This window comes from Bacillus sp. FSL P4-0290, assembly GCF_037975435.1.
GTDB classification, from domain to species: Bacteria; Bacillota; Bacilli; order Bacillales; family Bacillaceae; genus Bacillus; species Bacillus subtilis.
In genome coordinates, this window is record NZ_CP150253.1 from 3,300,631 (window position 1) to 3,325,312 (window position 24,682).

Genomic DNA, 24,682 nt, shown 5'->3' on the forward strand with positions numbered 1-24,682 from the left:
GCATTATGCTTGTGCTTGACGCTTTTTAGATGCTTCGTTTACTTGTTCATCCGCATGGTAAGAGGAACGGACAAGCGGACCGGCTTCACAATGGCTGAAGCCTTTTTGCATCGCGATTTCTTTTAATTCTGCAAATTCATCAGGATGGTAGTATTTTTGGACTTTCAAGTGTTTCTTCGTCGGCTGCAGATATTGGCCGATTGCCATAATATCCACGTTGTTCGCCAAGAGGTCGTCCATTACTTCAATAATCTCTTCTTTTGTTTCGCCGAGCCCGATCATGATACTTGATTTTGTCGGAATGTCAGGCTGCATTTCCTTCGCACGGCGCAAAAATTCCAATGAACGGTCGTACGTCGCACGCGCACGGACTCTTGGCGTCAGGCGGCGAACCGTTTCGATATTGTGATTCAGGATGTCTGGGCGTGTATCCATTAAGGTTTTTAGGTTATCGTAGTTTCCGCCCATATCAGACGGCAGCACCTCAATTGTTGTGAACGGGCTTTTTCTGCGGATCGCACGGACAGTTTCCGCGAAAATGCCTGCCCCTCCATCTTTCTGATCGTCACGCGCAACAGCCGTAATAACCGCGTGCTTCAGATTCATAAGCGCGACTGAATCCGCTACCCGTTCCGGCTCTTGCAGGTCAAGCTCAGTTGGAAGGCCTGTTTTGACAGCACAGAAACGGCATGCTCTTGTACAAACAGAACCTAAAATCATAAATGTCGCTGTACGTCTGACAGCCCAGCATTCATGAATATTCGGACATTTTGCTTCTTCGCATACGGTATGAAGGTTGTTTTCCCGCATGAGTTTTTTGAGCCCTGTATAGTTTTCATTTGTATTTAATTTAATTTTAAGCCATTCGGGCTTTCTGAGGTGTTCGTCTTTCTTTGCCAATTCCCATCATCTCCAATATCCAATATACTCAATTTCTGACACGAAACATTCTGAAAACGAGAAAGGTGCAGATTTTAGTTCTGCAACAAAAATAATGTTTTTCTAACTAAAGAAAGTCTTTTCTTTAGACACTTTAACATAGGAAAAATTTCTCGACAAGGGAAGATGATTACTGACATTTTTAAGCCGGGTTGCCGCAAACTATGTGTATTCAATATGAAAGGAGATTATTTTGTGAAAGTTTTGTTATCCGCTCTTCTTCTCCTTTTGTTTGCATTTGAGCCTTCTGCGTCTGGAAAAAAACTTTCAGATCCAGTGCTGTCGAAACGGATGGAATTATATCATAAAATCGAAGCTGTGACGCAGATCCCTTGGTATGCGCTCGCCGCTGTTGATCAATACGAAGAAAACGTGCGGAGCAACCGGAAAGATCTGCCTGACAAGGCGGGAATCATCAGCATCTATATACCCGATGACATCTGGAGCGGGCCTGAAAACCCGAATCCGAAAGACGATGCGCCGTTAAGCATTAAAGTGTTTGACGGAATCGGAATGGATGGCGATGGAGACGGGAAAGCCGAGGTCAGCAACGATGAAGATATTTTGTATACGTTCAGCCAATACTTACTGTCGTATGGCACAGATGAAGACAACATCCGGATCGGGCTTTGGAATTATTACCGGCGTGATCAGACAGTGGGGATCATATCTGAATTCATGAAGCTGTTTAAAGCCTACGGCCATATTGATCTGGGCGAGCATGCATTCCCGCTTCCGATCAGAACCGATTACAGCTATCGAAGCACGTGGGGAGATGCCCGCGGCTTCGGAGGAAGGCGGATTCATGAAGGTACGGATATCTTTGCCCATTACGGCCTTCCTGTCAAATCCACATGTTACGGCGTAGTTGAAATGAAGGGCTGGAACCGCTTCGGAGGATGGAGAATCGGCATCAGGGACATTAACAATACGTATCATTATTTTGCCCATCTCAATGGGTTTGCCAAAGGGATTAAAACAGGACAAATCGTTGAGCCTGGCCAAGTGATCGGATCAGTCGGCAGCTCCGGATACGGCCCGCCGGGAACCGCCGGGAAGTTCCCGCCGCATCTGCACTATGGCATGTACAAAGATAACGGAAGAACCGAATGGTCATTTGATCCATACCCGCATTTGAGGGCGTGGGAGCGATATGAATACCAAAAAAAGAAGTAACAAAAAGCCGCCTCTTCAACAGGCGGCTTATTTGCTGCTTTTTTCTTTTTTTGAATCGGCACCGTTTTCTTTGCTGCTCGGAAGCTGGACAGAAGGCGTGACACCCGAGCCGCCGCTTCCATTATAAAACTGCGGCACTTCGCCCTGCACTGCTTTAATCGATACAGGAACATTATTTGTGACGACAGCGGTTTTGCTGGCAAATGGAATGATGACCTTCACTTTAATTTCGACAAAGATGCTGATATCAATAAGTGCGTTATTTATGCCATACGGCTTGATTTTGGTTTTGACATCTGTAAAAGCGTCACCGATTAAATTGAACCGGACCGGGATTTTCGGCCCGAGGTTTCCAAGAAGGCTGTTGCCGGTTACCTGTCCCAGCGGAATGTTGATCATAATGTTTTCACTGGCGCCGCTGTGTCCGGTATGGGTTTCCATCTCTTTCAAATGAGCCTGAAGCTGCTTTGTCACTTTTGTTTTCACACTGTTTACAACCTGTGTATTAAAATCGATTGTCGTTAAGTTTCCGTTTTCATCAGAATTCATTTGAAACATATCTTTCATATTTTCACTGTCAGACATATAGTCCTCAATCGAATCCTGGATCACCTCTGTCGCTATACGCTTCGTTTCCATCTCGCCGATGTCCATTAAAACAGGTTTGATCGAGCCATTGATCATCCAAAGGCTGACCGTTGTTGACAGGATAAAAAAGACAACGGACAGGAGCATCACGTAACGGAAAGGCAAAGGTCCTCTCTTGCGAAAAGGGCCGCGATATCTTGGCAAGAAAATCCCCCCTTACATATCACAATGTATGCTTGTAAGAGGGGACATAGTAATAGCCGGGGCCAATTTATTTTATTTCATCATTTTTAAAAGCGCTTCTCTGCCGCTCATGCCGACTTTGATGCCAAGATCTTCCGCAGCGTACGTGACGGATTCTAAAGGTGCGTCTAACAGCTGGTCAATGGTGCGGACACCAACTGCGCGTCCCGCCACGATGCCGCGCTCCTTTAATTTTTCATTCAGCAGCGCCACATCAAGCGCGCCGCACATAATGTATCCGTGATCATTGGCGACGGCCATAAAATTCGTTTTGGGAAGCTTTACTGTCACAGCTGTAAAAGGCTGTCCTTCTATCATGATCGGTGTCAGGTTTACCACGTCAACCACTCCCTTCATTCATCACTTTATGATGAAGGGCACAGCTTGTTGTGGGCTGACTGCCTTATTGTGCAAGCTTCCAAGCAAGCAGATCCCGCAAAAATTCCGGCATAAAATATTCTTTTTCTGCAGCGTCGCGAATCAACGGAAACAGTTTGCCGAGCGTAAACATATCAAGCACCGCAACGGAGTATTGTTTATGTTTTTCAATATCTTCCCCGTTCAGTGTGATCCGAGTGACGTGGGTGATCCCGTCATCGAGCCGTTTCGTTTCTACCTCAACGCCGGCATACACCATTTTCCCCATCACTTCTCCGCGGAAGCCGAGTCCTTTGATCCGGAGCTGCTCCATTTGTTCGGAAGCGGCATGGACAATGGTTTCCTTCAGTTCTTCTCCCGTCAGGCGGACAGCCACCGGGTTGATCGGATGCGGACAGATGCGGTGCAGATCCAGCTTTGTCACAGGACCTGCTTTTAGCGGACCGAGAATGACACCTGAATTGACCATACTGATGTCCGTCTCGCACCATTCCTTTAAGGCGTATGCCAAAAGCAAAGGCAGCTCTGATTCTTCAAACCACTTCACCTCAGCATCTTGTGCAAGCTCTGCAACGGCATCGGACAGTTTCTCCTCGGCTTCACGTTCTTTTTCATTGAGAAACGCTTTAGTTTCTGCGGATTCTCCTGTCCATTCCGCCATGTTCTGCACAGAAGCCGTTTTGCTGTTGATGCTTCGCTGTACGCTGTCCACCGTGATTTCTACACAGCCGACATAATGCCCGTATTTCTCGGCGCTGGCCAGCAGTACCCCATTAACCACTTGTCCATCTTCGAGCAAATGATGGGTATGTGATTCGAGGATTACATCAATCTCAGGCACCGCTTCAGCCACTGCTTGATCATCAAGAATGCCTAAATGTGACAGCAGAACGATAATATCAGCCTGCCCTTTCACTTCCAGAATGGTTTCCTTTATGCTTTCAAGGGCATCCGTAACTGTCCATCCCAGCTTGTCATATACAGGATAATACGGCACAGTTACACCTAAGAAAGCAATGGACATACCGTTTTTCAATGATTTGATATGGTAAGGCACCGCCCAGGACGGACGGTTTCCATTTTTATCAAACAGGTTAGAGACGATGACAGGAAATTCAGCATGATCATATAAGGCAGCAAGCTCTTCATGCGGAAGCGTAATCCCTTCGTTATTGCCGATCGCCGCTCCATCAATGTGAAGGCGGTTTAAGAGATCGACATTCGCTTTTCCGAATGTCGCCTCTGTCACGAATTGAAAACGATCAAGATGATCGCCAATATCAAAAACGAGCGTCTCTTCGCCGTCTGACTGATGCTCTTTTCTTTTCTGCTCGATATAATCTACAATTTTCGGCCAGTTTTCAAAATGGCTGTGCAAATCATTTGTATGATATAAGCGGAGCTTCTCCTTCATAATATCTCTCCCTAATCGTTCAGCTGAAAATGCCTTCATAAATGAGCTGGCAGCCGATCAAAATCAATACGATCCGCATGATCATAACGATCGTTTTCGTCTGCATTTTTCTGTTGATGGCGGCGCCAAGCTTTCCGCCGAACCAAGCGCCGGGCACAAGCGCGAGGGCGTACAGCCAATTGACGTGCCCGGAAATCATATGTGAAACAGACCCTGTCATAGAAGACAGGAAAATAATAAACATGGACGTTGCCACCGCAACCTTCGGCGGAAACAGAAATAACAGCATCATCGCCGGAACCATCAGTGATCCGCCGCCTATACCGAAAAGTCCGCCTAAAAAACCGACAACAAAGGCAATGGCAATACCGACAGAGGCCTGATATGAGTACGTATAAGGCTCACCGGCATCATCCTGAAATGTCCGGATAATTCCTTTGTGCGCTTTGTTGATTGGCCGGGCTTTCGCTTTCAGCATTAAGGATAATGAAATCAGAATCATAAAAATGCCAAACCAAACGGAAAACGAGTTTGAATTGAACAGCTTTGACACGTAAGCCCCGATCATGCTGCCGGGACCCGAACCGATAAAGAAAATGAGCCCGCTCTTATAATCAACTGTTTTATATTTAATATAAGCCAAAGTTGAAGAAAGGCCCGTAAAAATAATGACCAAAAGCGAAGTTCCAATCGCAACCTGCGGCGTCACATCCTGAAACAGCTGCGTCACTGTGCTTAAAAACATCAGAGATGGCACAATGACAATTCCGCCGCCAAGCCCGATCAGACTTCCTACCGTACCTGCGATTAATCCCAGGACGACCAAAATCACAAACGACATCATTAAAAACCTCTTTTCTAAAATAAATCGAGCTGTCTCGGAGCAAGTCCGCTGTACTCGATATCAAGCAGTTCAAGCATCTGCTTGCCATTATCCGCAGCGTCACCGCCGGAATTGTTGTTGAACAGGACAAAAACATCCTTACATTGCTGCTGCAATTCATTCAGGTGCTTTTTCCAATCCTCCAGCTCCTGTTGGTTGTAGCGGTATAAGTACCTGACCTCCCGCCAGTTTTTCCCGCCATCAGGCTTCATCCAGCCCTGCTTGTTGCGTCCGTGAAACCTGACGAGCGTTTTGTTTTCATCGGTCGCGCGCAACACGGTCGGAACGCTGCCTTCTCCGATTTGCGGTTCATCACAGACACTGTGAATCCAGCCTTCCGCTTTCATAAATGAAAGCGTCTGCTCATAAAATGGCGGCGAGAACCAGGAACGGTTTCTGAATTCAAGCGCGCAAGGAATATCTCCCATTTGGTGCTTACACCATCTCAAATAGGCGACATTCTCCTTCTTGCAGTCAAACCACGGCGGAAATTGAAACAGCACCATGGCGAGCTTATTGCTATGTAAATATGGCGTTAAAGACACCTTAAACGCATCAAACATCTCCTCTTTTGAGTCAAAGGGAATTTCGCCGCGCTGATGCCCTGTCATGCCCTGATATGCTTTCACGATAAATTGGAAGGTTTCGGGCGTTTCCTTCACCCACTTTTCATTATTGCGCGCCGGCTGAATCGCGTAAAAGCTCGCGTCTAATTCCACGATCGGAAAATGGGAGGAATAGGCCTGCAATTTTTTCTGGCTGGCCGTTTTCGGCGGATAGATGCTGTCATGATCCCCCCATCCCGTCAGTCCGATATAAATCACACTCATTCACCTCTCTTCCAGTTTATCACACGTGTTTTCAGGTTTCCTCGGAAATGCTGTTCATATGGCGGGAAAATGCCTCACGCAAATGCTGATATTGTTCCTCATTCGTATCTAAAAACGCCTCTTCTCTTGAGGAAGGAATGTGCTGATATTCAATAGGCGCCTGAAACTGCTCACTCGTAAAATCGTACACCACACCATTGATGCTGTTATAAAAATGCCAGCTCTCATCGACTCTTGTTTTGAAAATCGTGCCGCCGAAATGGTCTTGAATCACCAATGCCGTCACGCCGCATTGGCCGCATGACGGGCATTCTTCCGTCCATTTAGAGCTCGAATGGCGCGACCAGGATTGCTTAAGTATGTATTTGACATGCTCCATTGCCTCCGCCTCCTTTAAAAAAAGATACCACGTTGATGAGATTTTAAAAACTAGAACGGAGGAAATCAAAAAACCCGGCGGTAAAATCCGCCGGGCTTACGAAGGAACGACCAGAGCTCCGTCAATTTCAGTGACTTTTTCCCCATCATTGTACACGCACCGGCCTTTGCTGTAAGTGGCCGAAATGCTGCAGGGAAATGTATGTCCTTCGTAAATGCTTTTTTTATGCTTTGCAAACATCGATTCTCTTGTAACAGTGTACGGCTCCATGCTGACGAGCACGAAATCTGCATCACACCCCGCCTCAAGCCGCCCTTTTTTCTGAAGGCCGAATCGTTTTGCAGGGGCCGCCGCTGTCCATTCTGCGATGGTTTCAAATGGAATCTGATGCTCAAGCGCCAGTTCCAGCATTCCTAATAAAGTGAACTGCCCGCCGCTGATTCCGCCCCATGATAAAAACATGTTATCCTCCCGCTTCAAGGATGGACGGCAAGGGGAATGGTCTGAGGAAACCATGTCAATGTCCCCGGCAATGAGCGTCTCGATCAGCGTCTCTTTTGATTGCCGTGACCGGAGCGGAGGCGCGCATTTTGCGACAGAGCCCCTTTGCCGTAAATCGTCATGGCTGAACAAGACATAATGCGGACATGTTTCAACCGAAACATCAAGACCTTCCTGTTTCGCCTCTCTGATCAGCCGGACCGCTTTCGCCGTGCTGATATGGACAAAATGAACCGGACAGCCTGTCACCTTCGCATACTGAATCGTGCGATACACCGCTTCAACTTCTGCTTCCTCCGGGCGGGAGGCGGCGTACGCATCCGCATCCACCTTTCCTTTATTGGCCAAAACCATCTGCAAGTAGCTTGTGATCGCGTCGCTTTCCGCGTGGAGAGCGAGGATTTTTCCTGCAGCCGCGATTTCTGCCATGCCTTTGAGCAATGTCCGTTCATCAACAGAGCGGAACTCATCAGTGCCTGACTTTGATAAAAACGCTTTAAACCCGATCGCTCCCGCTTCAGCCATCGGACGGATGTCCTCGATATGGCCTGGCACAAGGCCGCCCCATAGCGCAAAATCCACGGCAGATTTTTGCCTGCCTAGCTCAGCTTTTGCGAGAAGATGCTCTGCCGTCACGGTTGATGGAATACAGTTGAGCGGCATATCAAAATAGGTAGTGCAACCGCCTGCGGCCATCATTTGAGAACCTGTTTCAAACCCCTCCCAATCCTCCCTGCCCGGTTCATTAAAATGAACATGGCAATCTATCACACCAGGAAACACGTATTTCCCGTCTGCCTGGATGATTTCCGTCCCGCTTGCTTCAATGTCAGAACCTATCTCGGCAATGACACCGTTTTGAACTACAATATCAGCTTCTATAACGCCATCTGGCGTAACTGCCTTCGCACCTTTTATCACCATATCGTAAGCCATATTGATCCCCCCATGTCAGGATGACGATTTTCCATGTCAGTTTATGTAACACAACCAGTTCTATTTTCAACAGTTTACTGCTACTATGATCGTATTACATCAGCAAAACCGCTAGAATTCCTATTGAAAATTATTCACCTTAACCAATGTTTTTATAGAAAAGGAGAATGCGCTATGAATATTCTTGATGTGATGAAAATACCGGCTTTTGAAAACGCCAATTTAATCGCTGGAAAAGCAGGAGGGGAAAGAGAGGTTCAGCATGTCAATATGATGGACGCTCCGGATATCGTAGACTTTTTGCATAAGAATGAATTGCTCGTCACCACCGCCTATCACCTGAAGGATCACCCGCATCAATTATCTGAACTGATTCGGCAAATGGCAAAACGCGGCTGCGCGGGCCTCGGCATTAAAACAAAGCGCTATCTGGAAGATATCCCGAAGGAAATCATCGAACTGGCCGATTCATATGCGTTTCCGATCATTGAGCTTCCGGAACACATCCGACTCGGCGATATTGTGAATGCCACACTCAGCCATATTCTCGATATGCGTTCTAACGAGCTGCAGCAAGCCATTTACGCGCACAAAAAATTCACAAACCACATTATGAGCGGCAAGGGGCTGCAATCCCTCCTCAAAAAGGTGTCAGACATCCTTCAGCTTCCCGTGCTGCTGCTTGACCAGCATGCCAAAATGCTGTCTGCGTCTCATCAGATTTCAGTTGAGACCGAAAAGCTGAAAGGCACCCTGAATACCGTATCCGGGCCATTTTTCACTTGTTTCTCTACAATCTCAGATCAGAAAACATATTCTGTCCTGCCTATTTATAATCACGAAAAAAACTGCGGCTACCTGCTGATACCCGACATGGTGCAGGCAGGCGACAAAGGATTGATCCTCACGATTGAACAAGCGGCCAACGTCATTTCCTTTGAACTGCTGAAGGAAAATGCGCTGAAGCAGTTCAGCCGGCGGGCCCGCAATGAGTTTTTCAACAATTTTATTGAGCGGACCTTTTCTTCAGATGACGAAATCAAAAACCGGGCGAAAGAATTCAAGCTGCGCTGGGATCAAAAATACATGTGCATCGCCGGCAAACTCGATCGCAATGACGAATCAATCAGCTTTACAGAAAATCAGCTCGCTTCCGACAGCGTATTCGAATTTCTTGAAGGTGAATTATCAGCCTTCCCGTTTCCACCTCACTTCTTTATGAAAGGAAATGTCGGCATTATTCTAATCGAGGCGACAGACAGCTGGAGTGAAATGCACGCCTCGGTGATCAGCTTTTTAGAACAGTTTCAAACACAGGTCAGCGCTCAATTTAAACGAACCGTGTCCTTTGGCATCAGCAATATCTGCCAAAAGCTCATTGATGTTCCCGACGCTTTCACAGAAGCTTCTGATGCTCTGCAATCGGGGCATTTGTCAAGAAGCACCGCATTTATCCAGGTGTATCACGCCAAAGATGTGCCTGAGCTTCTGCGCTTGCTCCCAGTTGAGGATTTGAAGAAATTTTACAACTCCACGCTTCAGAGCCTCGCTGAAAAACAGCAGGAGGATCAAAGCCTGCTTCATACGCTTTCCGTCTATTTAGAGACACACTGCCAAATTTCAGAGACGGCAAAGCGTCTGTACGTTCATCGCAATACGGTCATATACCGCCTTGAAAAATGCGAAGAGCTTCTGGGGAAAAGCTTAAAAGATCCTGAAACAACGATGCGTTTGCGGCTTGCATTACGTATGCAGCGGCTGATCAGCTAAAGTTTGTTACATTTTCTTACAAAACGAATCGTTTTTCGTCACTTTCAGCAATCACACCTGTCTTTTTCAGCTACTGTATCCAATGACACCCCTCGACCGGAACGATATTATGTTACTAAAGTTCACATACAGGGAGGGACTATAGTGAAAAAAAGATCGTTTAAGGTGTTTACACTTAGCCTGCAGCATGTGCTCGCCATGTATGCAGGTGCGATTTTGGTGCCCCTGCTTGTCGGCAGGGCGCTGAATGTAACAACTGAACAGCTGTCCTACCTATTGGCGATTGACCTGTTAACATGCGGCGTCGCTACGCTTTTGCAAACCTTGCGCGGAACATACATCGGCATCGGGCTTCCCGTCATGCTTGGCAGTTCATTTGTGGCCGTCACCCCAATGATTGCAATCGGCAGCAATTACGGCATTCACGCGATTTATGGTTCCATCATTGCGGCCGGTGTGTTCATCTTTTTGTTTGCGCGTTTTTTCGGCAAGCTGACTGTGTTATTTCCTCCTGTCGTAACAGGTACCGTTGTGACCTTGATCGGCCTTTCACTTGTTCCAACAGGTGTGAAAAATATGGCTGGCGGCGAAAAAATAAACGGCAGCGCCAACCCCGAATACGGTTCGCTCGAAAACCTTCTTCTCTCTGTCGGTGTCCTTGTTCTGATCTTAGTCCTCAACCGCTTTCTCAAAGGATTTGCCCGAACACTGTCCGTTCTGATCGGCATCGCCGCCGGAACAGCGGCAGCAGTGATCATGGGCAAAGTCAGCTTTTCTTCTGTTACAGAAGCACCGTTCTTCCAAATCCCGAGGCCTTTTTACTTCGGAGCCCCTGCGTTTGAAATCGGTCCGATCTTAACGATGCTGATCGTCGGAATCGTCATTATTGTGGAATCAACCGGCGTTTTTTACGCAATCGGAAAGATATGCGGCAGACCTTTAACTGAAAAAGATCTCGTCAAAGGCTATCGAGCGGAAGGAATCGCCATTCTCATCGGCGGGCTGTTCAATGCCTTTCCTTATAATACCTTTGCGCAAAACGCTGGCTTATTGCAGCTGACCAAAGTGAAAACAAGAAACATCGTCGTTACCGCAGGCTGTATCCTTGTCTGTCTCGGACTGATTCCGAAGATTGCCGCCCTTGCATCTGCCGTTCCTGCTGCTGTACTTGGCGGCGCGACCGTCGTCATGTTCGGCATGGTGATTGCCTCCGGCGTCAAAATGCTCAGCACAGCGGATCTCAAAAATCAATACCACCTCCTGACCATCGCATGCTCAATCGCACTCGGCATCGGCGCCAGCACGGCCCCCGGGATTTTTGCTGAATTCCCCGCTCCGATCCGGATTCTGGTCAGTGACGGCACCATCACTGGCAGCCTGACCGCTATCTTTTTGAATCTATTTTTCAGCTTGCGCGGCAAAAAAGACAAAACAGCTCAGAAAACAGAACTTCCGGTATTAGAACATACACTCGTATTAGAAAAAGAGGTGTAAAAAAGATGAAGGAACAGCACAATGCCTTACAGCTGATGATGCTGGGGCTTCAGCACATGCTTGCCATGTATGCGGGAGCCATTCTCGTTCCGCTGATTGTCGGAGCGGCGATCGGGCTGAATGCGGGGCAGCTGACGTATTTAATCGCGATTGATTTGTTTATGTGCGGGGCGGCAACTCTTTTGCAGCTCTGGAGAAACCGATATTTCGGCATCGGCCTTCCCGTTGTGCTCGGATGCACGTTTACCGCAGTCGGCCCGATGATTTCCATCGGCAGCACTTACGGTGTCCCAGCGATATATGGTGCCATTATCGCCGCAGGACTGATTGTCGTCTTAGCCGCGGGCTTCTTCGGGAAGCTTGTCCGTTTTTTTCCGCCTGTCGTAACCGGATCAGTCGTCATGATCATCGGCATCAGCTTGATTCCAACGGCAATGAATAACCTGGCCGGGGGTGAAGGAAGCAAAGAATTCGGCTCACTGGACAACGTGCTCCTCGGGTTTGGCGTCACAGCTTTTATCTTATTGCTGTTTTATTTTTTTAACGGCTTTATCCGCTCCATAGCGATTTTACTCGGTCTTATCGCAGGAACAGCGGCTGCATATTTCATGGGAAAGGTCGATTTTTCTGAGGTCTTGGAGGCGTCTTGGCTTCATGTCCCGTCTCTGTTTTATTTCGGACCGCCAACCTTTGAGCTGCCGGCTGTTGTCACGATGCTTCTCGTTGCGATTGTCAGCCTCGTTGAATCGACAGGCGTTTATTTTGCCCTCGCTGATATCACAAACCGCAGGCTGTCGGAGAAGGATCTGGAAAAGGGCTACCGGGCAGAAGGCCTTGCGATTTTGCTGGGCGGCTTATTTAACGCGTTTCCCTATACAGCTTTCTCGCAGAATGTCGGCATCGTTCAGCTCTCAAAGATGAAAAGTGTCAACGTCATCGCCATCACAGGAATCATACTGATCGCGATCGGGCTGGTTCCAAAAGCAGCGGCCCTGACAACAGTGATCCCCACCCCAGTTCTCGGCGGCGCAATGATCGTCATGTTCGGCATGGTCATTTCTTACGGGATCAAAATGCTATCCAGCGTTGACCTTGATTCGCAAGGCAACTTGCTGATTATCGCCTCTTCCGTCAGCTTGGGGCTTGGCGCCACAACAGTTCCCGCGTTGTTTTCATCTCTTCCGGGCGCGGCCTCTGTCTTGGCAGGAAGCGGAATTGTGATCGGCAGTTTGACGGCCATTGCACTGCACGCTTTTTTTCAAACCAAACAGTCGAATGGCGCAGACATAAAAACGTAAAGGAAGGTGCCAATGTTCACAATGGATGACCTGAACCAAATGGACACACAAACACTGACAGACACACTTGGCTCTATTTTTGAACACTCTTCATGGATTGCGGAGAGATCCGCAGCACTACGGCCGTTTTCGTCGCTTTCTGATCTTCACCGCAAAATGACTGGCATTGTAAAAGCCGCGGATCGCGAGACACAGCTTGATTTAATCAAAAAGCATCCCCGGCTCGGAACAAAGAAAACAATGAGCGATGACTCGGTACGAGAGCAGCAGAACGCAGGGCTCAGCAAATTAGAACAGCAGGAATACGAGGAGTTTCTCAAGCTGAATGAACACTATTATGATCGCTTCGGCTTTCCTTTTATTTTAGCGGTGAAGGGAAAGACGAAACAGGACATTCACCAAGCCCTTCTGGCAAGGCTTGAGAGCGAACGAGAAACGGAGTTCCAGCAGGCCCTTATAGAAATTTACCGAATCGCCCGCTTTCGTCTGGCTGACATCATCAACTGAAAAAGGAGAGACGCAAATGAAAAGAACCATGTCTTATGGCAAAGGAAATGTATTTGCATACCGAACGTTTTTAAAACCGCTCACTGGAGTGAAGCAAATCCCAGAATCATCTTTTGCCGGGAGAAGCAATACCGTTGTCGGCGTTGATGTGACATGCGAAATTGGCGGAGAAGCCTTCCTGCCATCATTTACAGACGGAGACAACACTCTCGTCGTGGCAACGGATTCAATGAAAAACTTTATCCAGCGCCATCTCGCATCCTATGAAGGAACGACAACCGAGGGGTTCCTACACTATGTAGCTCACCGATTTTTAGATACTTATTCTCATATGGACACGATCACTCTGACTGGCGAAGACATTCCGTTTGAAGCAATGCCTGCATACGAGGAGAAAGAGCTCAGCACAAGCCGCCTCGTCTTCAGAAGATCGCGTAATGAACGAAGCCGCTCTGTGCTGAAAGCAGAACGAAGCGGGAATACCATAACGATTACCGAGCAATACAGCGAAATCATGGATCTTCAGCTCGTCAAGGTGAGCGGCAACTCCTTCGTCGGCTTCATCCGGGACGAATATACGACTCTCCCGGAAGACGGCAACCGCCCGCTGTTTGTCTATTTAAACATCAGCTGGCAATATGAAAATACCAATGACGCATACGCTTTTGATCCAGCCCGCTACGTTGCGGCTGAACAAGTCCGCGACTTAGCGAGCACCGTTTTTCACGAGCTCGAAACCCCTTCAATCCAAAACCTAATCTATCATATCGGCTGCAGAATATTAGCGAGGTTCCCGCAGCTCACTGATGTCAGCTTCCAATCTCAAAATCACACGTGGGATACGGTTGTCGAAGAAATCCCGGGCTCAAAAGGAAAAGTCTACACCGAACCGCGCCCGCCATACGGTTTCCAACATTTTACCGTGACAAGAGAAGACGCCGAGAAAGAAAAACAGAAAGCCGCTGAAAAATGTCGGAGCCTGAAAGCCTGATGGGAAAACTGACAACCCATATTTTAGATTTAACCAGCGGCAAACCAGCGGCGAACGTAAAAATTGAAGTGAAGCGGCTGGGCGAAAGTATTATGAAAGAGGTTTACACTAACAATGACGGCAGAGCCAATGTCCCTCTGCTGGCTGGTGAAGAGCTGGTTTCCGGAGAGTATGTGATGGAATTTCATGCAGGAGACTATTTTGCGAATAAAAACGTGAATACGGTCGACCAGCCGTTTTTAACCATAGTCACCGTCCGTTTTCAGCTAGCAGATCCAGATGCACATTATCATATCCCGCTCTTGCTGTCGCCGTTTGGTTATCAGGTGTATAGGGGGAGTTAAGAAGGAAGCCCGCCTCACCGGCGGGCTTCTATTTGCACTTCAATAAACTTTTGATCCTAGGACAGTACTTGAAGTGATCCCCACACTTAGTGAAACAACAGCTAGAATAAACATTCACCTATATTTTTCAGGATAATTGCCTACGAGAAAAATATCCTGTAGTCCTTTCATTTATAAATCGAGGTTTCAAACTAATAAGTCAGCTCTTAGCAGCCGAGCTCCCTTCTCCAATCCTATAAACAGACCGCGTTTTTTCTCGAAAAAATACTCTGAAGACAATTGCTGCGTTTTTAATAGTTTTGATAACGCGTTCTCTCTTACACCTTTAGACAAAATATTCATTTTTTCTTTTTTAGACTTAAATCTATGTCGAAAATGATCGTTGGCATATCTTATACTATCTCCTCTAAGGAGGTGACATTATGGGATTCTACAATTCTGGTGGATACAGTGGAAACTCTGGTTACTCAAACGGTTTCGGGAGCTCCTTCGCTTTGATCGTGGTGCTATTCATTTTGTTGATCATTGTTGGAGCAGCTATCTTTAATTATTAAGTTTAACTTTCCTTGCCTCCGCCGTATCCAACACCTCCCTGTCCGACAGACGCCATATGAAGTTTTTATGGCGTCTTTGCTATGTGTTCACTAATCTTTTTCTAATCCAGAAGCTGTCAAGTTCTACGAGATTTATCGTGTGTTTTCCCACAACGCTTCTGCGTCTTGATCGCGCTGTCTGACTGAGGCTAAAAAAGTCCGGCTTTTAAAAGCCGGACTCCCGTCTCCCTCCGTTCAACTCTCTTCTAATCCTGCAAGCTGACCGCATAATCCCGCCATACCCGGTACACCGGCACAAATTCCCCGCCAGCCCTTCTTCTATATCTTTGTCAGAAGGTTGAGGGGTTTCCCGAAACAGTGCTTTAAGCGCAATTATCATTCCTGGGGTACAGTAGCCGCATTGGAAGCCTCCTTCTTCCAGAAAAGCGGTTTGGCAGATATTCAGTTCCTCTTGTTGTACGCCCTCGATTGTTGTAATGGAATGGCCGTCCACTTGGTAAGCCATGGTCATGCACGCATTGGCCAGTTTTCCGTCGATTAAAATAGAGCAGGCTCCGCAGCGGCCGATTCCGCAGGACACCTTTGTCCCGGTCAGCTGAAATTCCTTTCTAAGCAGGTCACTCAGATGTGTCGTAGGAACGGCAGCAACCTCCCACGCCTGACCATTCACGGTCATCCGGAACTGTTCCTTTTTTACAGGAAATGGCCCGGCCTCTTTTATGTCCATTGCTTCAGCCCCTTTCTGTCGATCGCTTCAAGCAACTCTTCTCTTGAAATTGGCAGCTTGTTTATCCAGCATCCGACCGCATCATGTACTGCCTTTACAATCGCCGGAGTGATGGCGATTGTTCCGATTTCACCAACACCGCGCGGTCCATATACGTCTCCCTTCATTAAGTCTTCTATTGCAATCAGCTTCATGTCAGGAACATCTTTGATTCCGGGAATCAAATAGTGATCGAGATTTTCCGCAGCATAACGGCCATCCGTCATTTTCGCTTCCTCCATCAGTGTGTAGCCGAGTGCCATGGCAGCGCCGCCTTCAATTTGACCTCGATATCCCTGCGGACTGACAACCGGACCTGCCGCAATAGCGTGCTCACAATCTATCAATTTGACATCGCCTGTTAACAGATCTACCTCCACCTCAACGGCAGCCGCTCCAAATGAGTAGAGGAAATGGCCGCCCACCACAGGATCAGGCGTTGTTGGAAAGTCAAAGGCCGTTTCCTCTGCCAAAGGGCCTTTTTCAGCCAGCTCCTTATACGTCACCACGAGCGCCTTTGTGTTTTTGTCACGCAAGCCTGCAGCGCCGGGAATAAGATTTTCCGCTGAACAGCCGCTCCATTCTGCCGCCCGTTTTTTCAACTGAGCTAGAAACGGCTTCTTCAAACGCTGGATCGCGTGCCACACCATGCTTGTGCCGCGGGATGCTGTGGAGGAGCCTGACTTCGGCACTTTTGCGGTATCCCCAATAACAATGGAAATATCTTCTGCGGCACAACCTAGCTCCTCCATGACAATCTGTTCAATCGCTGCTAGAATCCCCTGTCCGCATTCTTCAAATCCGAACGATGCTGTGATTTTGCCTTCACTCGAAAGGGACAAACGGCCTCCTGCCGCATCCATTCGGCCATACCCCAGCCCGCCGCCGTGCATTGTAATTGCCGCTCCCGTGCCTCTTTGCAGATACCCGCAGTTCCGGCTTGTTTTTTTAAGAATGGGAGATTTAGATATGGCATTCAACACCTGTGCCGCTCCGTCAGTTGGTGCAATTCGATGCTCAAGCGGCCCCAAGTCATGCGGTTTTCTGATATTTTTTCTTCTCAGCTCGAGCGGGTCGATGCCAAGCATGCCGCTGAGACGATCGAGATGGGTTTCGAGTGCAAATGTGATTTGGTTGCCGCCAAAGCCCCGAAATTCCCCCGCCACCCCGTTGTTCGTAAATACTGATATTCCTTCAGTCCGGATATTCGGAATACGGTACGGCCCCGCGGCATGCTCGATAGAAAAATCAAGAACAGCCGGTCCGAGCGTAGCGTAAGCGCCTGTGTCCGCCACAATTTTCACGTCGTGCGCCAATAGATTTCCCGAATGATCTGCACCCGTTTTTATCGTAATCTTCATCGGATGGCGCTTAATGCCAGAACGTACAGATTCCTTTCGTGTCTGATGGATTTTGACAGGGCGCCCGCTTTTCAGGGCCAAAAGCGCAGCATACGGCTGAATATTCAGCTCATCCTTCCCTCCGAACGAGCCGCCCATCGGACTTGACACAATTCTGATCTTCTCTTCAGGAATATCAAAAATACGGGCAAGCTGGAAACGGTCTTTATAGCCGTGCTGGGTTCCTGCATACATCGTAAAACCCCCGTCGTCTTCCGGAACGGCTACGCCTCCCTCCGTTTCCATATACGTATGCATCTGCCGCGGCAGCTCATAGGTTTCTTCAAGGACTGTATCAGATGCTTGGAACCCTTCTTCCACATCGCCGTTTGAAAAAAATGCGCGGTGCAGGATATTCCCGTCCTCATGCAGTCTTTGCGCATTTGGCCGAAGCGATTTTTCTGGTGAATCCATGACTTCCAGCTCTTTAAACTCAACTCGAATCAGCTCCAGCGCCGCTTCCGCGATTTCTTCCGTTTCCGCAGCAACTGCGGCGATCGCATCCCCGACATACCGCACCCTGTCCTCACATAAAACCGGCTGATCAGGGATGACAATGCCAAATCGGTTTAAGCCGGGAACGTCTTTATGTGTGACGACGGCCTGCACGCCTTCCATTTTCTCAGCTTTTATGGTGCAAACCGACACAATCTCTGCATGAGGATAAGCACTTCTCAGCACCTTGCCATACAGCATTCCCGGAAAGCTGAGATCGGTCATATATTTCAATTCCCCTGTGACCTTACCCCTTCCATCCGGCCTGACTCTTGACGGTTTGTTGATGATCATTTATTCCCCTCCCTCAGCCATCAGCTCTGCCATGATGACGTTGGCAGCGGCTTTTTTTCTGTATGCCGCTGACATAAAAGCATCTGAGGAAAACGGCAGCTCATGGATAAGTGTTTTGTACAGCTCATGCGAGTCCCACCCTGGTGCCATCCATTTCGCTTCGCTGTCCAATAATCTCCTAGGAGTGATATCGGCATGGCCAGCGGCGAGGCGAATGCTGCCGTCTTTCAAAAAACGTCCAGCTGCAACAGCAGCCGCTCCGGTAAAAGCCTGGCGCCTTCCAAGCTTGTGATAAAATACACGCTCTCCCTCCGCCCGCGGGATGATGACACGCGTGACGATAGCCGTTCTAAAGTCTTCCTCACTGAGCCAAGCGCCAAGCGGCAGCCTGATTAGCTCCTTTTGATATACGATAAGCTCAGCACCAAGCACAAGCAGAAGCGGAATGAAATCACCGATTTTACTCGCTATGTTGCCGCCAATCGTGGCACGGCTGCGAATCCCCGGTGCAGCGACAGCGGAAGCAGCGTCACTGAAACAGCTAAGCGCTCTCTTAATCAAAGGGTTCTTTCTGCATTCATTCAGTGATGTGAGCCCCCCGATCGACACGTGGGTGTCACTGGTGCTGATCCCTCGCATTTCGTCAATCCCTTCAAGGCTGACAAGGTGCTGTTTCGGTAGAGTTCCTTTGTCCCACTGAAGCTGAAGGAGCGTGCTTCCCGATGCGGCACACACATCCGGAGCAAGCTTCTCTAAAAGCGAATAGGCCTCATCAAGCGCTGCCGGTCTCCATAATTGAATATTCATCCTTGCTTTTGTCACTTGGCCGTTCAAGACATCGCCCTCCTTACCATGTCATATTCCTCGGGTGTATCAATATCGTCCAACTCACCGCTATCCTTTGCCTCCAAAACCGCTCCTGCTCCAAGCTGTCCGCTTTTCAGGAGCCTGCGAGCCCCTTCATCTCCCGTTAATCCCTTTACATAAGGAAAACATGTCGACGAGAAGTAGATTGGCGGGGTGAACGCCCCTAAAAACGATGACACGGCAAATGACTCAGGAGCCAGAGCCACAAGGGCATTGAGATGATCGACGGAAAGCTGAGGCTGGTCGGCTAACAAAATGACAACGCCGTCCGCCCCCATGCTTTCTGCTTTTCTCACCCCGCTGCTGACTGAATGCCCCTGACCCTTTTCTGCGTCTTGGCAAACGTGCAGGCTCCAGCGTTTTTGAAAAGGCGGAGCGTGATACGGCGCTCCTATCCACTCAAGGGAGGCATGTTCTGTCCGCTCGACGACCAGCACGTGATCAAGGCGGGACGACAGAGCAGTTTTCAAGGAAAGTGAGCCTATGTTTTCTCCTTTTAGCGGCAAAGCCAGCTTGTTTTGTCCCATTCTTCTGCTTTTGCCGGCAGCGAGAAACACGCCGATCAGATAGGGGTTTCTCATACAACCGCCAGCCGTTTTCTTGTTTGAATAATTTCTGCAACTACACTTACCGCAATTTCCTCGGGACCTTCCGCACCGATTTTCAGCCCGACCGGACTGTAAAAGTGAGACGGGGGATGTTTTCCGTTCAGCAGCCGTTTCGTGCGGTTTGCCGAACCCAACAGTCCAATATAATGGAGGTTTTGAGAAAATAAGAAGTTGATGATCGTTTGATCGTGCTGATAATGATGGGTTGCCACAACAGCTGCATCATGCGGAAAAAATTGAAATTCGCTAAGCATTTGTTCCGGAAAAGCGGTGATCAGCTGATCCGCTTTTGGAAAAAGAGAGGATGTACAATAAGCGGGCCGCCAATCCGTCACGATAACAGAAAACCCTGTGTCAGCCGCCAAATTGGCCAGCGGTACAGTATCCGGCCCCGCCCCAAACAGAATGAGGCGCGGCTTCGGTTCAATTCGCTGAATAAACATGTTAGTGGGTGGATCGAAATGCGGTAAATGAAGCGTTGAAACAGTACGTTGAATAGCTTGCAGAGGCGCGTCCGGCCAGTTGCCAAAATGCCCGTTCTCCGTCAGAAATAAATAATGTGAGGATCCAATCTTTATAACAGAAGTGACAGCTTTGCCTGAATGAAGGCAATCCCTCACTTTCTCATAGTGCCGCCTTTTTTCCTGAGTGATTCGCTCCACATGAACATGAATAATGCCATTGCACCCGGCTCCCATGCCCCAAGAAAGATCGTCCTCTGACCTCATGTCGTAGGGAATCAGCGTTGGTGTGAGCTGATCGCCCAGCGCACTGATTCTTTGGAATACATCTTCTTCCACACACCCGCCGCTCAGCAAGCCAATCCGTCTGCCATTTTTCTTAAAGAGCATAGAGGCGCCTGCTTTTCGATACGCGGAGCCTTCAACTTGAACAATTGTCGCCAGTACAGCCTCCTCCTGGTCTTCCAGGAGCGCATCTAACACCTTGTGAAAATTCCCCAATGCTGCATCCTCCTCTCGAAAATTGCCGTGAGAAACAACTAGTTCAGCGTGATTTTATAGGTAACTTGTATAAAGAATAGACGATGGAAGAAAAAATGACTCATGATTTGTCAGAAAATGAAACACATAGAAAGAGGATTTGTAAAAAGAGTCAAACGAAGAAAATCAGATTGGAGAAAACACGAAATCATATCGTTAAAAAGCTTGCGGAGTTCCGCAAGCTTTTCTTTACACCGCTGCCTGGCGGCCAGCGTTTTCATACACATCCAGCGCTGCTTGGAGCGCTTTTCCTGCTTCGATTCCTGCGTTATGTCTGAGAAGCACAGCCTCTAACCCGGCAAGCACGAATAGCACGTTTTCTTTTCTGCAGCTGTACCCCATCGTGCCGATCCTCCAGATCTTCCCTGCAAGCGGGCCGAATGAGCTGGCGATTTCAATGCCGAATTGTGCCAGCAGCATGTCACGGACAGACTCGCCGTCAATGCCGCCGGGAATTTCGACACAGGTGACAACAGGCATTTTGCAGCTGTCATCTCCAAACAATCTTAGCCCCATTGCCTTTATCCCTGCTGCTAATGCGGCTTCATGGTGCCGATGCCGCTCGAAACGCGTCTCAAGACCTTCTTCAAGCACCAGTCTGACTCCCTCACGTAAGGCGTACAGCATCGTCGTCGCTTCTGTATGATGATTGAGCCGTCTTTCGCTCCAATAATCCTCAAGCTGGCTCAAATCAAAGTAGTTGCTTGTAATTGGCCGATTTCCCGAAAGTGCTGCCCTGTCAGCTTGTGTCGCAATCCCGCGTTCCACCTTTTTGCGAGCTGCAATCACGTCCGCCACCCGCTCATTATATGTAATCGGCGCCATTCCTGAAGGCACAGACAAACATTTTTGCGTTCCGCCGATGGCAGCGTCAATCTTCCATTCATCGACTTTAACCTCGCAGCCCCCAATCGTTGCGACTGCATCGACGATAAACAATGCATCCTCGGTGCGGCAGGCTTCGCCGATGGCTTTCAGCGGGTGAATCCGTCCTGTCGATGTTTCTCCATGCACCATGGCCACAATTTTCGGCTTCACTTTTTTTATCTCCCGTATGATGTCCTCCGGGTCAAAAACCGTTCCCCATTCGCACTCCAGCATATGAACATTTGCCCCATATCGCTCGGCGATTTCAGTCAGCAAATAACCGAAACGGCCGTAAATGGGAATGAGCACATCATCTTCCGGCTCTATCACACTAGCCAGCACTGCTTCAATTCCCGCCCGTGAAGTGCCGTCAATCGGGTATGCCCAGCGGTTTTTTGTTTGGAACAGCTCCCGAAGCATCTCCATCGTTTCATTCATAATACCTGTAAACGCCGGATCAAATTGGCCGACAACCGGGGTGCTCATTACTCTTAATACACGCGGATCAACCTCAACAGGCCCTGGCGTCATAATCGTTCTTAACGGGGTGCATAATTCTCTTCTGCCTGACACAGCCATTCCTCCTTTATCAGTAAGCCAGTTTGTATAATAAATCAGTCAGTGCGCGGACGCCGATCTCAAGCTGTCTGGCTGACGTATATTCCTTCGGTGAGTGGCTGACGCCGCCTCGGCTTGGCACAAACAGCATACAAGCAGGATAGCGCCTTCCGATCATTTGCGCGTCATGTCCTGCTCCGCTCACCATTTCCTCACAGCTGAAGCCGTTTTCTAATGCTGTTTCAAAAGCCGCAGCCTTCAGCCTTTCGTCCATCGGCACAGGCTCTATCCGCATATATTCATCAATCACGGCGCGAATTCCTTTTTGTAGGCAAATGCCGTTGATCAAAGCAACCATGTCTTGATGAAACTGTTCCAGCACATGCTGATGCTGATGGCGAATATCGATTGAAAACTGGACGCGGCCCGGTATGACATTGGCTACATTGGGCTCTGCCGTTATTTTTCCGCATGTCAGACGGAGCTCATCCGGCAGCTCCTCCGACCGCAGCAACAGCTCATGAATGATACGGCTGCTGGCTGCGAGCGGGTCCTTGCGCCATTTCATGGAGGTGGTTCCCGCATGATTGCATTCACCCTCCAGCGTGACGAGATAGCGCCTCTGCCCCGCAATGCTTGTCACAATCCCGAGATCCCGTCCTGACATTTCCAATGTCTGTCCCTGTTCAATATGGAGCTCAACAAAAGCGCTGATATCTGTCCGATATGCTGCCTGAAACACACCTTTGCCAAAACCGTTCTCATGCATCGCTGTTTGCAGCGAGACTCCTGATTCGTCTCTTGGCTCTGCTCCATCCTGTAATGAAAAAACACCCGTCATATTCCCTGATCCCCAATAGGTCATTGGAAAACGGCTGCCCTCCTCCTCACATAAGGATACCGCTTCGAGTGTTTTTTTCGGCACTCCATATGTCTCTTTGAGCCGCTTTATCGCAAGCATTGCCGCCAGAACACCATAGGCGCCGTCGTATTTCCCCCCATTGATGACAGTATCGATATGTGACCCGGTTACAATGACTTCATCCGGAGACTGGGTGCCCGAAAGCCTTCCAAGCACATTGCCGACATCGTCGAATCTTGTATCAAGCCCAAAAGAAGACATTTCCGTTTTTACAGCAAGCTGTGCGTCCATCCACTCTTTTGTGTATAAAAGCCTCGTTACGCCGCCATCCGCAGACGCACCGTATTGGGCGAGCCATTCAATATAATCTGTGATGCTGTTTTTTACTGAAAGCTTCTGCTTTTCCATGTACTCCCCCCTCTGGCCGCTATGGTGACTTCATTATAGAAGGAGCAACATGATAGTTCATTGACAGATTAACCAAAAAAACGTTTATTTTTTAGCTACAGTATCCATCCAGCAACCAGATACACCCTACATGTCACAACTATTTTGATGTAAAGGTCAAAAGAAAACACGGTAAGGAAGAGAGCCAGCAAGAGCGAAAGAGAGGGTCAAAATGCCTTTCATATGAACAAGCTAAGCTGGAGAGGCGATGTTCGCGGAACGGATGAAAACAGAAATGCCGGCAGCCCGCAAAAACAGGACCTAAAGATATGGAAACAGGAGATTTCCGCCTCCTCCAAAGGGACTAATTTACAATTTTAATGAAAAATATACAAAATGACACTTCTATCCTTTATTTCAATTTTAGATAATAGACATGATCTGATAAAAGGAGGGCAAGTGATGACAAAAAAAGCATGGTTTCTGCCGCTCGTCTGTGTATTACTGATTTCCGGATGGCTTGCGCCAGCAGCTTCAGCAAGCGCGCAAACCACATTAAGCCTTAATGACCGATTGGCGTCTTCCCCTTCAGGAACGGGAAGCCTTCTCTCATTAGCCGCCCCCGCTGCACCCTATGCTGACACAGATACCTATTATGAAGGGGCTGAAGGTAAAACAGGAGACTCGCTAAAAAGCACCCTGCACCGTATTATCAGCGGACACACGATGCTGTCCTACAGCGAAGTGTGGAACGCGCTGAAAGAAACGGATGAAGACCCAAGAAATCCGAATAACGTCATCCTGCTCTATACGAATGAATCGCGTTCCAAAAACCTGAACGGCGGCAATGTCGGCGATTGGAACCGCGAGCATGTCTGGGCGAAATCCCATGGCGATTTTGGTACGAGCAAGGGACCTGGTACTGATATTCATCATTTGCGCCCGGCTGATGTTCAAGTTAACAGCGCCAGAGGAAATATGGATTTTGACAATGGCGGCACTGAATATGCGAAGGCACCCGGAAATTATTATGACGGCGATTCATGGGAGCCCCGCGATGATGTGAAAGGCGATGTTGCCCGCATGCTGTTTTACATGGCTGTCCGTTACGAGGGTGATGACGGCTATCCTGATCTTGAGCTTAATGATAAGACAGGCAACGGCTCAGCTCCTTATCATGGCAAACAATCTGTCCTGCTCGAATGGAATAAGCAGGATCCGGTTGACGACCGCGAGCGGAAAAGAAATGAAATCATTTATGAAAAATATCAGCACAACCGCAATCCATTTATCGACCACCCTGAATGGGCGGATGAGATTTGGCCGTAAGAAAAAGGTGCTCCTTTTGAGGA

Annotated in this window: 23 protein-coding genes and 1 pseudogene; 9 read left to right on the forward strand and 15 right to left on the reverse strand. The window is 48.5% G+C overall.

Features of this window, described 5'->3' with window-relative positions; all coding sequences use genetic code 11:
- Nucleotides 1-3 precede the first annotated feature (3 nt).
- Nucleotides 4-900, reverse strand: coding sequence for a lipoyl synthase (gene lipA / locus MKY10_RS17365; protein ID WP_003222888.1), 897 nt, complete (start codon nucleotides 898-900; stop codon nucleotides 4-6).
- A gap of 234 nt (nucleotides 901-1,134) precedes the next feature.
- On the opposite strand from lipA, the gene lytH reads away from it, so the two are divergent.
- Nucleotides 1,135-2,115, forward strand: coding sequence for an L-Ala--D-Glu endopeptidase (gene lytH / locus MKY10_RS17370; RefSeq protein ID WP_015714649.1), 981 nt, complete (start codon nucleotides 1,135-1,137; stop codon nucleotides 2,113-2,115).
- A gap of 27 nt (nucleotides 2,116-2,142) precedes the next feature.
- Here lytH and yunB read toward each other — a convergent pair whose 3' ends face one another.
- From yunB to MKY10_RS17405, 7 genes are all read right to left on the reverse strand, one after another.
- Nucleotides 2,143-2,907 (reverse strand): sporulation protein YunB, encoded by a 765-nt coding sequence (gene yunB, locus MKY10_RS17375; RefSeq protein ID WP_009968113.1) that lies wholly within the window; start codon nucleotides 2,905-2,907, stop codon nucleotides 2,143-2,145.
- Between the two features lie 72 nt (nucleotides 2,908-2,979).
- Nucleotides 2,980-3,285: a YunC family protein gene (locus tag MKY10_RS17380; protein ID WP_003242587.1), complete on the reverse strand. Its 306-nt coding sequence runs from the start codon at nucleotides 3,283-3,285 to the stop codon at nucleotides 2,980-2,982.
- Between the two features lie 64 nt (nucleotides 3,286-3,349).
- Nucleotides 3,350-4,738, reverse strand: coding sequence for a bifunctional UDP-sugar hydrolase/5'-nucleotidase (locus MKY10_RS17385; protein ID WP_003242525.1), 1,389 nt, complete (start codon nucleotides 4,736-4,738; stop codon nucleotides 3,350-3,352).
- Between the two features lie 19 nt (nucleotides 4,739-4,757).
- A complete protein-coding gene (locus MKY10_RS17390) occupies nucleotides 4,758-5,579 on the reverse strand; it encodes a sulfite exporter TauE/SafE family protein (RefSeq protein WP_003228670.1) in 822 nt (273 codons plus the stop codon).
- A gap of 17 nt (nucleotides 5,580-5,596) precedes the next feature.
- Nucleotides 5,597-6,445, reverse strand: coding sequence for a DUF72 domain-containing protein (locus tag MKY10_RS17395; RefSeq protein ID WP_003243895.1), 849 nt, complete (start codon nucleotides 6,443-6,445; stop codon nucleotides 5,597-5,599).
- 37 nt (nucleotides 6,446-6,482) lie between these two features.
- On the reverse strand, nucleotides 6,483-6,830 hold the full coding sequence (locus MKY10_RS17400; RefSeq protein WP_003242865.1) for a hypothetical protein: 348 nt from the start codon (nucleotides 6,828-6,830) through the stop codon (nucleotides 6,483-6,485).
- 96 nt (nucleotides 6,831-6,926) lie between these two features.
- A complete protein-coding gene (locus tag MKY10_RS17405) occupies nucleotides 6,927-8,267 on the reverse strand; it encodes an allantoinase (RefSeq protein WP_003243112.1) in 1,341 nt (446 codons plus the stop codon).
- A 174-nt stretch (nucleotides 8,268-8,441) separates the two neighbouring features.
- Between MKY10_RS17405 and pucR the strand changes: the two genes are divergently transcribed.
- The 6 genes and pseudogenes from pucR to yuzJ all read left to right on the forward strand — a co-directional run bounded on the left by pucR (nucleotide 8,442) and on the right by yuzJ (nucleotide 15,225).
- A complete protein-coding gene (pucR, locus tag MKY10_RS17410; protein WP_003244351.1) occupies nucleotides 8,442-10,037 on the forward strand; it encodes a purine catabolism transcriptional regulator PucR in 1,596 nt (531 codons plus the stop codon).
- Between the two features lie 144 nt (nucleotides 10,038-10,181).
- Complete coding sequence (pucJ, locus tag MKY10_RS17415; RefSeq protein ID WP_048654920.1) at nucleotides 10,182-11,531, forward strand: uric acid permease PucJ; 1,350 nt, start codon at nucleotides 10,182-10,184, stop codon at nucleotides 11,529-11,531.
- A 5-nt stretch (nucleotides 11,532-11,536) separates the two neighbouring features.
- Nucleotides 11,537-12,829 (forward strand): uric acid permease PucK, encoded by a 1,293-nt coding sequence (gene pucK, locus MKY10_RS17420; RefSeq protein ID WP_015251293.1) that lies wholly within the window; start codon nucleotides 11,537-11,539, stop codon nucleotides 12,827-12,829.
- A 12-nt stretch (nucleotides 12,830-12,841) separates the two neighbouring features.
- Nucleotides 12,842-14,327 (forward strand): annotated as a pseudogene (pucL, locus tag MKY10_RS17425) (factor-independent urate hydroxylase).
- Nucleotides 14,327-14,671 (forward strand): hydroxyisourate hydrolase, encoded by a 345-nt coding sequence (gene uraH / locus MKY10_RS17430; RefSeq protein ID WP_048654921.1) that lies wholly within the window; start codon nucleotides 14,327-14,329, stop codon nucleotides 14,669-14,671. The pseudogene pucL and the gene uraH overlap by 1 nt, the downstream one beginning before the upstream one ends.
- A gap of 422 nt (nucleotides 14,672-15,093) precedes the next feature.
- A complete protein-coding gene (gene yuzJ / locus MKY10_RS17435) occupies nucleotides 15,094-15,225 on the forward strand; it encodes a YhzE/YjcZ family sporulation protein YuzJ (protein ID WP_009968115.1) in 132 nt (43 codons plus the stop codon).
- Between the two features lie 205 nt (nucleotides 15,226-15,430).
- Here the strand turns inward: yuzJ and pucE are convergent, their stop codons facing one another.
- The 7 genes from pucE to allC form a co-directional block, all read right to left on the reverse strand.
- Nucleotides 15,431-15,952, reverse strand: coding sequence for a xanthine dehydrogenase subunit E (gene pucE, locus MKY10_RS17440; protein WP_015251289.1), 522 nt, complete (start codon nucleotides 15,950-15,952; stop codon nucleotides 15,431-15,433).
- Nucleotides 15,943-18,180 carry a xanthine dehydrogenase subunit D gene (pucD, locus tag MKY10_RS17445; RefSeq protein WP_048654922.1) on the reverse strand — a complete coding sequence of 746 codons (2,238 nt, stop codon included), beginning with the start codon at nucleotides 18,178-18,180 and terminating at the stop codon, nucleotides 15,943-15,945. Before pucD ends, pucE begins: the two co-directional genes overlap by 10 nt.
- Nucleotides 18,181-19,014, reverse strand: a complete 834-nt coding sequence (pucC, locus tag MKY10_RS17450; RefSeq protein WP_048654923.1) for a xanthine dehydrogenase subunit C — start codon at nucleotides 19,012-19,014, stop codon at nucleotides 18,181-18,183. It abuts the gene before it with no gap.
- Nucleotides 19,011-19,628, reverse strand: coding sequence for a xanthine dehydrogenase accessory protein PucB (gene pucB / locus MKY10_RS17455; RefSeq protein ID WP_048654924.1), 618 nt, complete (start codon nucleotides 19,626-19,628; stop codon nucleotides 19,011-19,013). Before pucB ends, pucC begins: the two co-directional genes overlap by 4 nt.
- Nucleotides 19,625-20,617, reverse strand: coding sequence for an XdhC family protein (locus MKY10_RS17460; protein WP_048654925.1), 993 nt, complete (start codon nucleotides 20,615-20,617; stop codon nucleotides 19,625-19,627). Before MKY10_RS17460 ends, pucB begins: the two co-directional genes overlap by 4 nt.
- A gap of 228 nt (nucleotides 20,618-20,845) precedes the next feature.
- On the reverse strand, nucleotides 20,846-22,096 hold the full coding sequence (pucG, locus tag MKY10_RS17465) for a (S)-ureidoglycine--glyoxylate transaminase (protein ID WP_003244520.1): 1,251 nt from the start codon (nucleotides 22,094-22,096) through the stop codon (nucleotides 20,846-20,848).
- A gap of 16 nt (nucleotides 22,097-22,112) precedes the next feature.
- The gene (gene allC, locus MKY10_RS17470) at nucleotides 22,113-23,351 is read right to left on the reverse strand and encodes an allantoate deiminase (RefSeq protein WP_048654926.1); all 1,239 of its coding nucleotides are present in this window, start codon (nucleotides 23,349-23,351) and stop codon (nucleotides 22,113-22,115) included.
- Nucleotides 23,352-23,573: 222 nt separating this feature from the next.
- On the opposite strand from allC, the gene MKY10_RS17475 reads away from it, so the two are divergent.
- Both MKY10_RS17475 and MKY10_RS17480 read left to right on the forward strand, forming a co-directional pair.
- A complete protein-coding gene (locus MKY10_RS17475; protein ID WP_003228634.1) occupies nucleotides 23,574-23,711 on the forward strand; it encodes a hypothetical protein in 138 nt (45 codons plus the stop codon).
- Between the two features lie 81 nt (nucleotides 23,712-23,792).
- Nucleotides 23,793-24,659 (forward strand): endonuclease I family protein, encoded by an 867-nt coding sequence (locus MKY10_RS17480; RefSeq protein ID WP_009968119.1) that lies wholly within the window; start codon nucleotides 23,793-23,795, stop codon nucleotides 24,657-24,659.
- The last annotated feature ends 23 nt before the right edge of the window (nucleotides 24,660-24,682 follow it).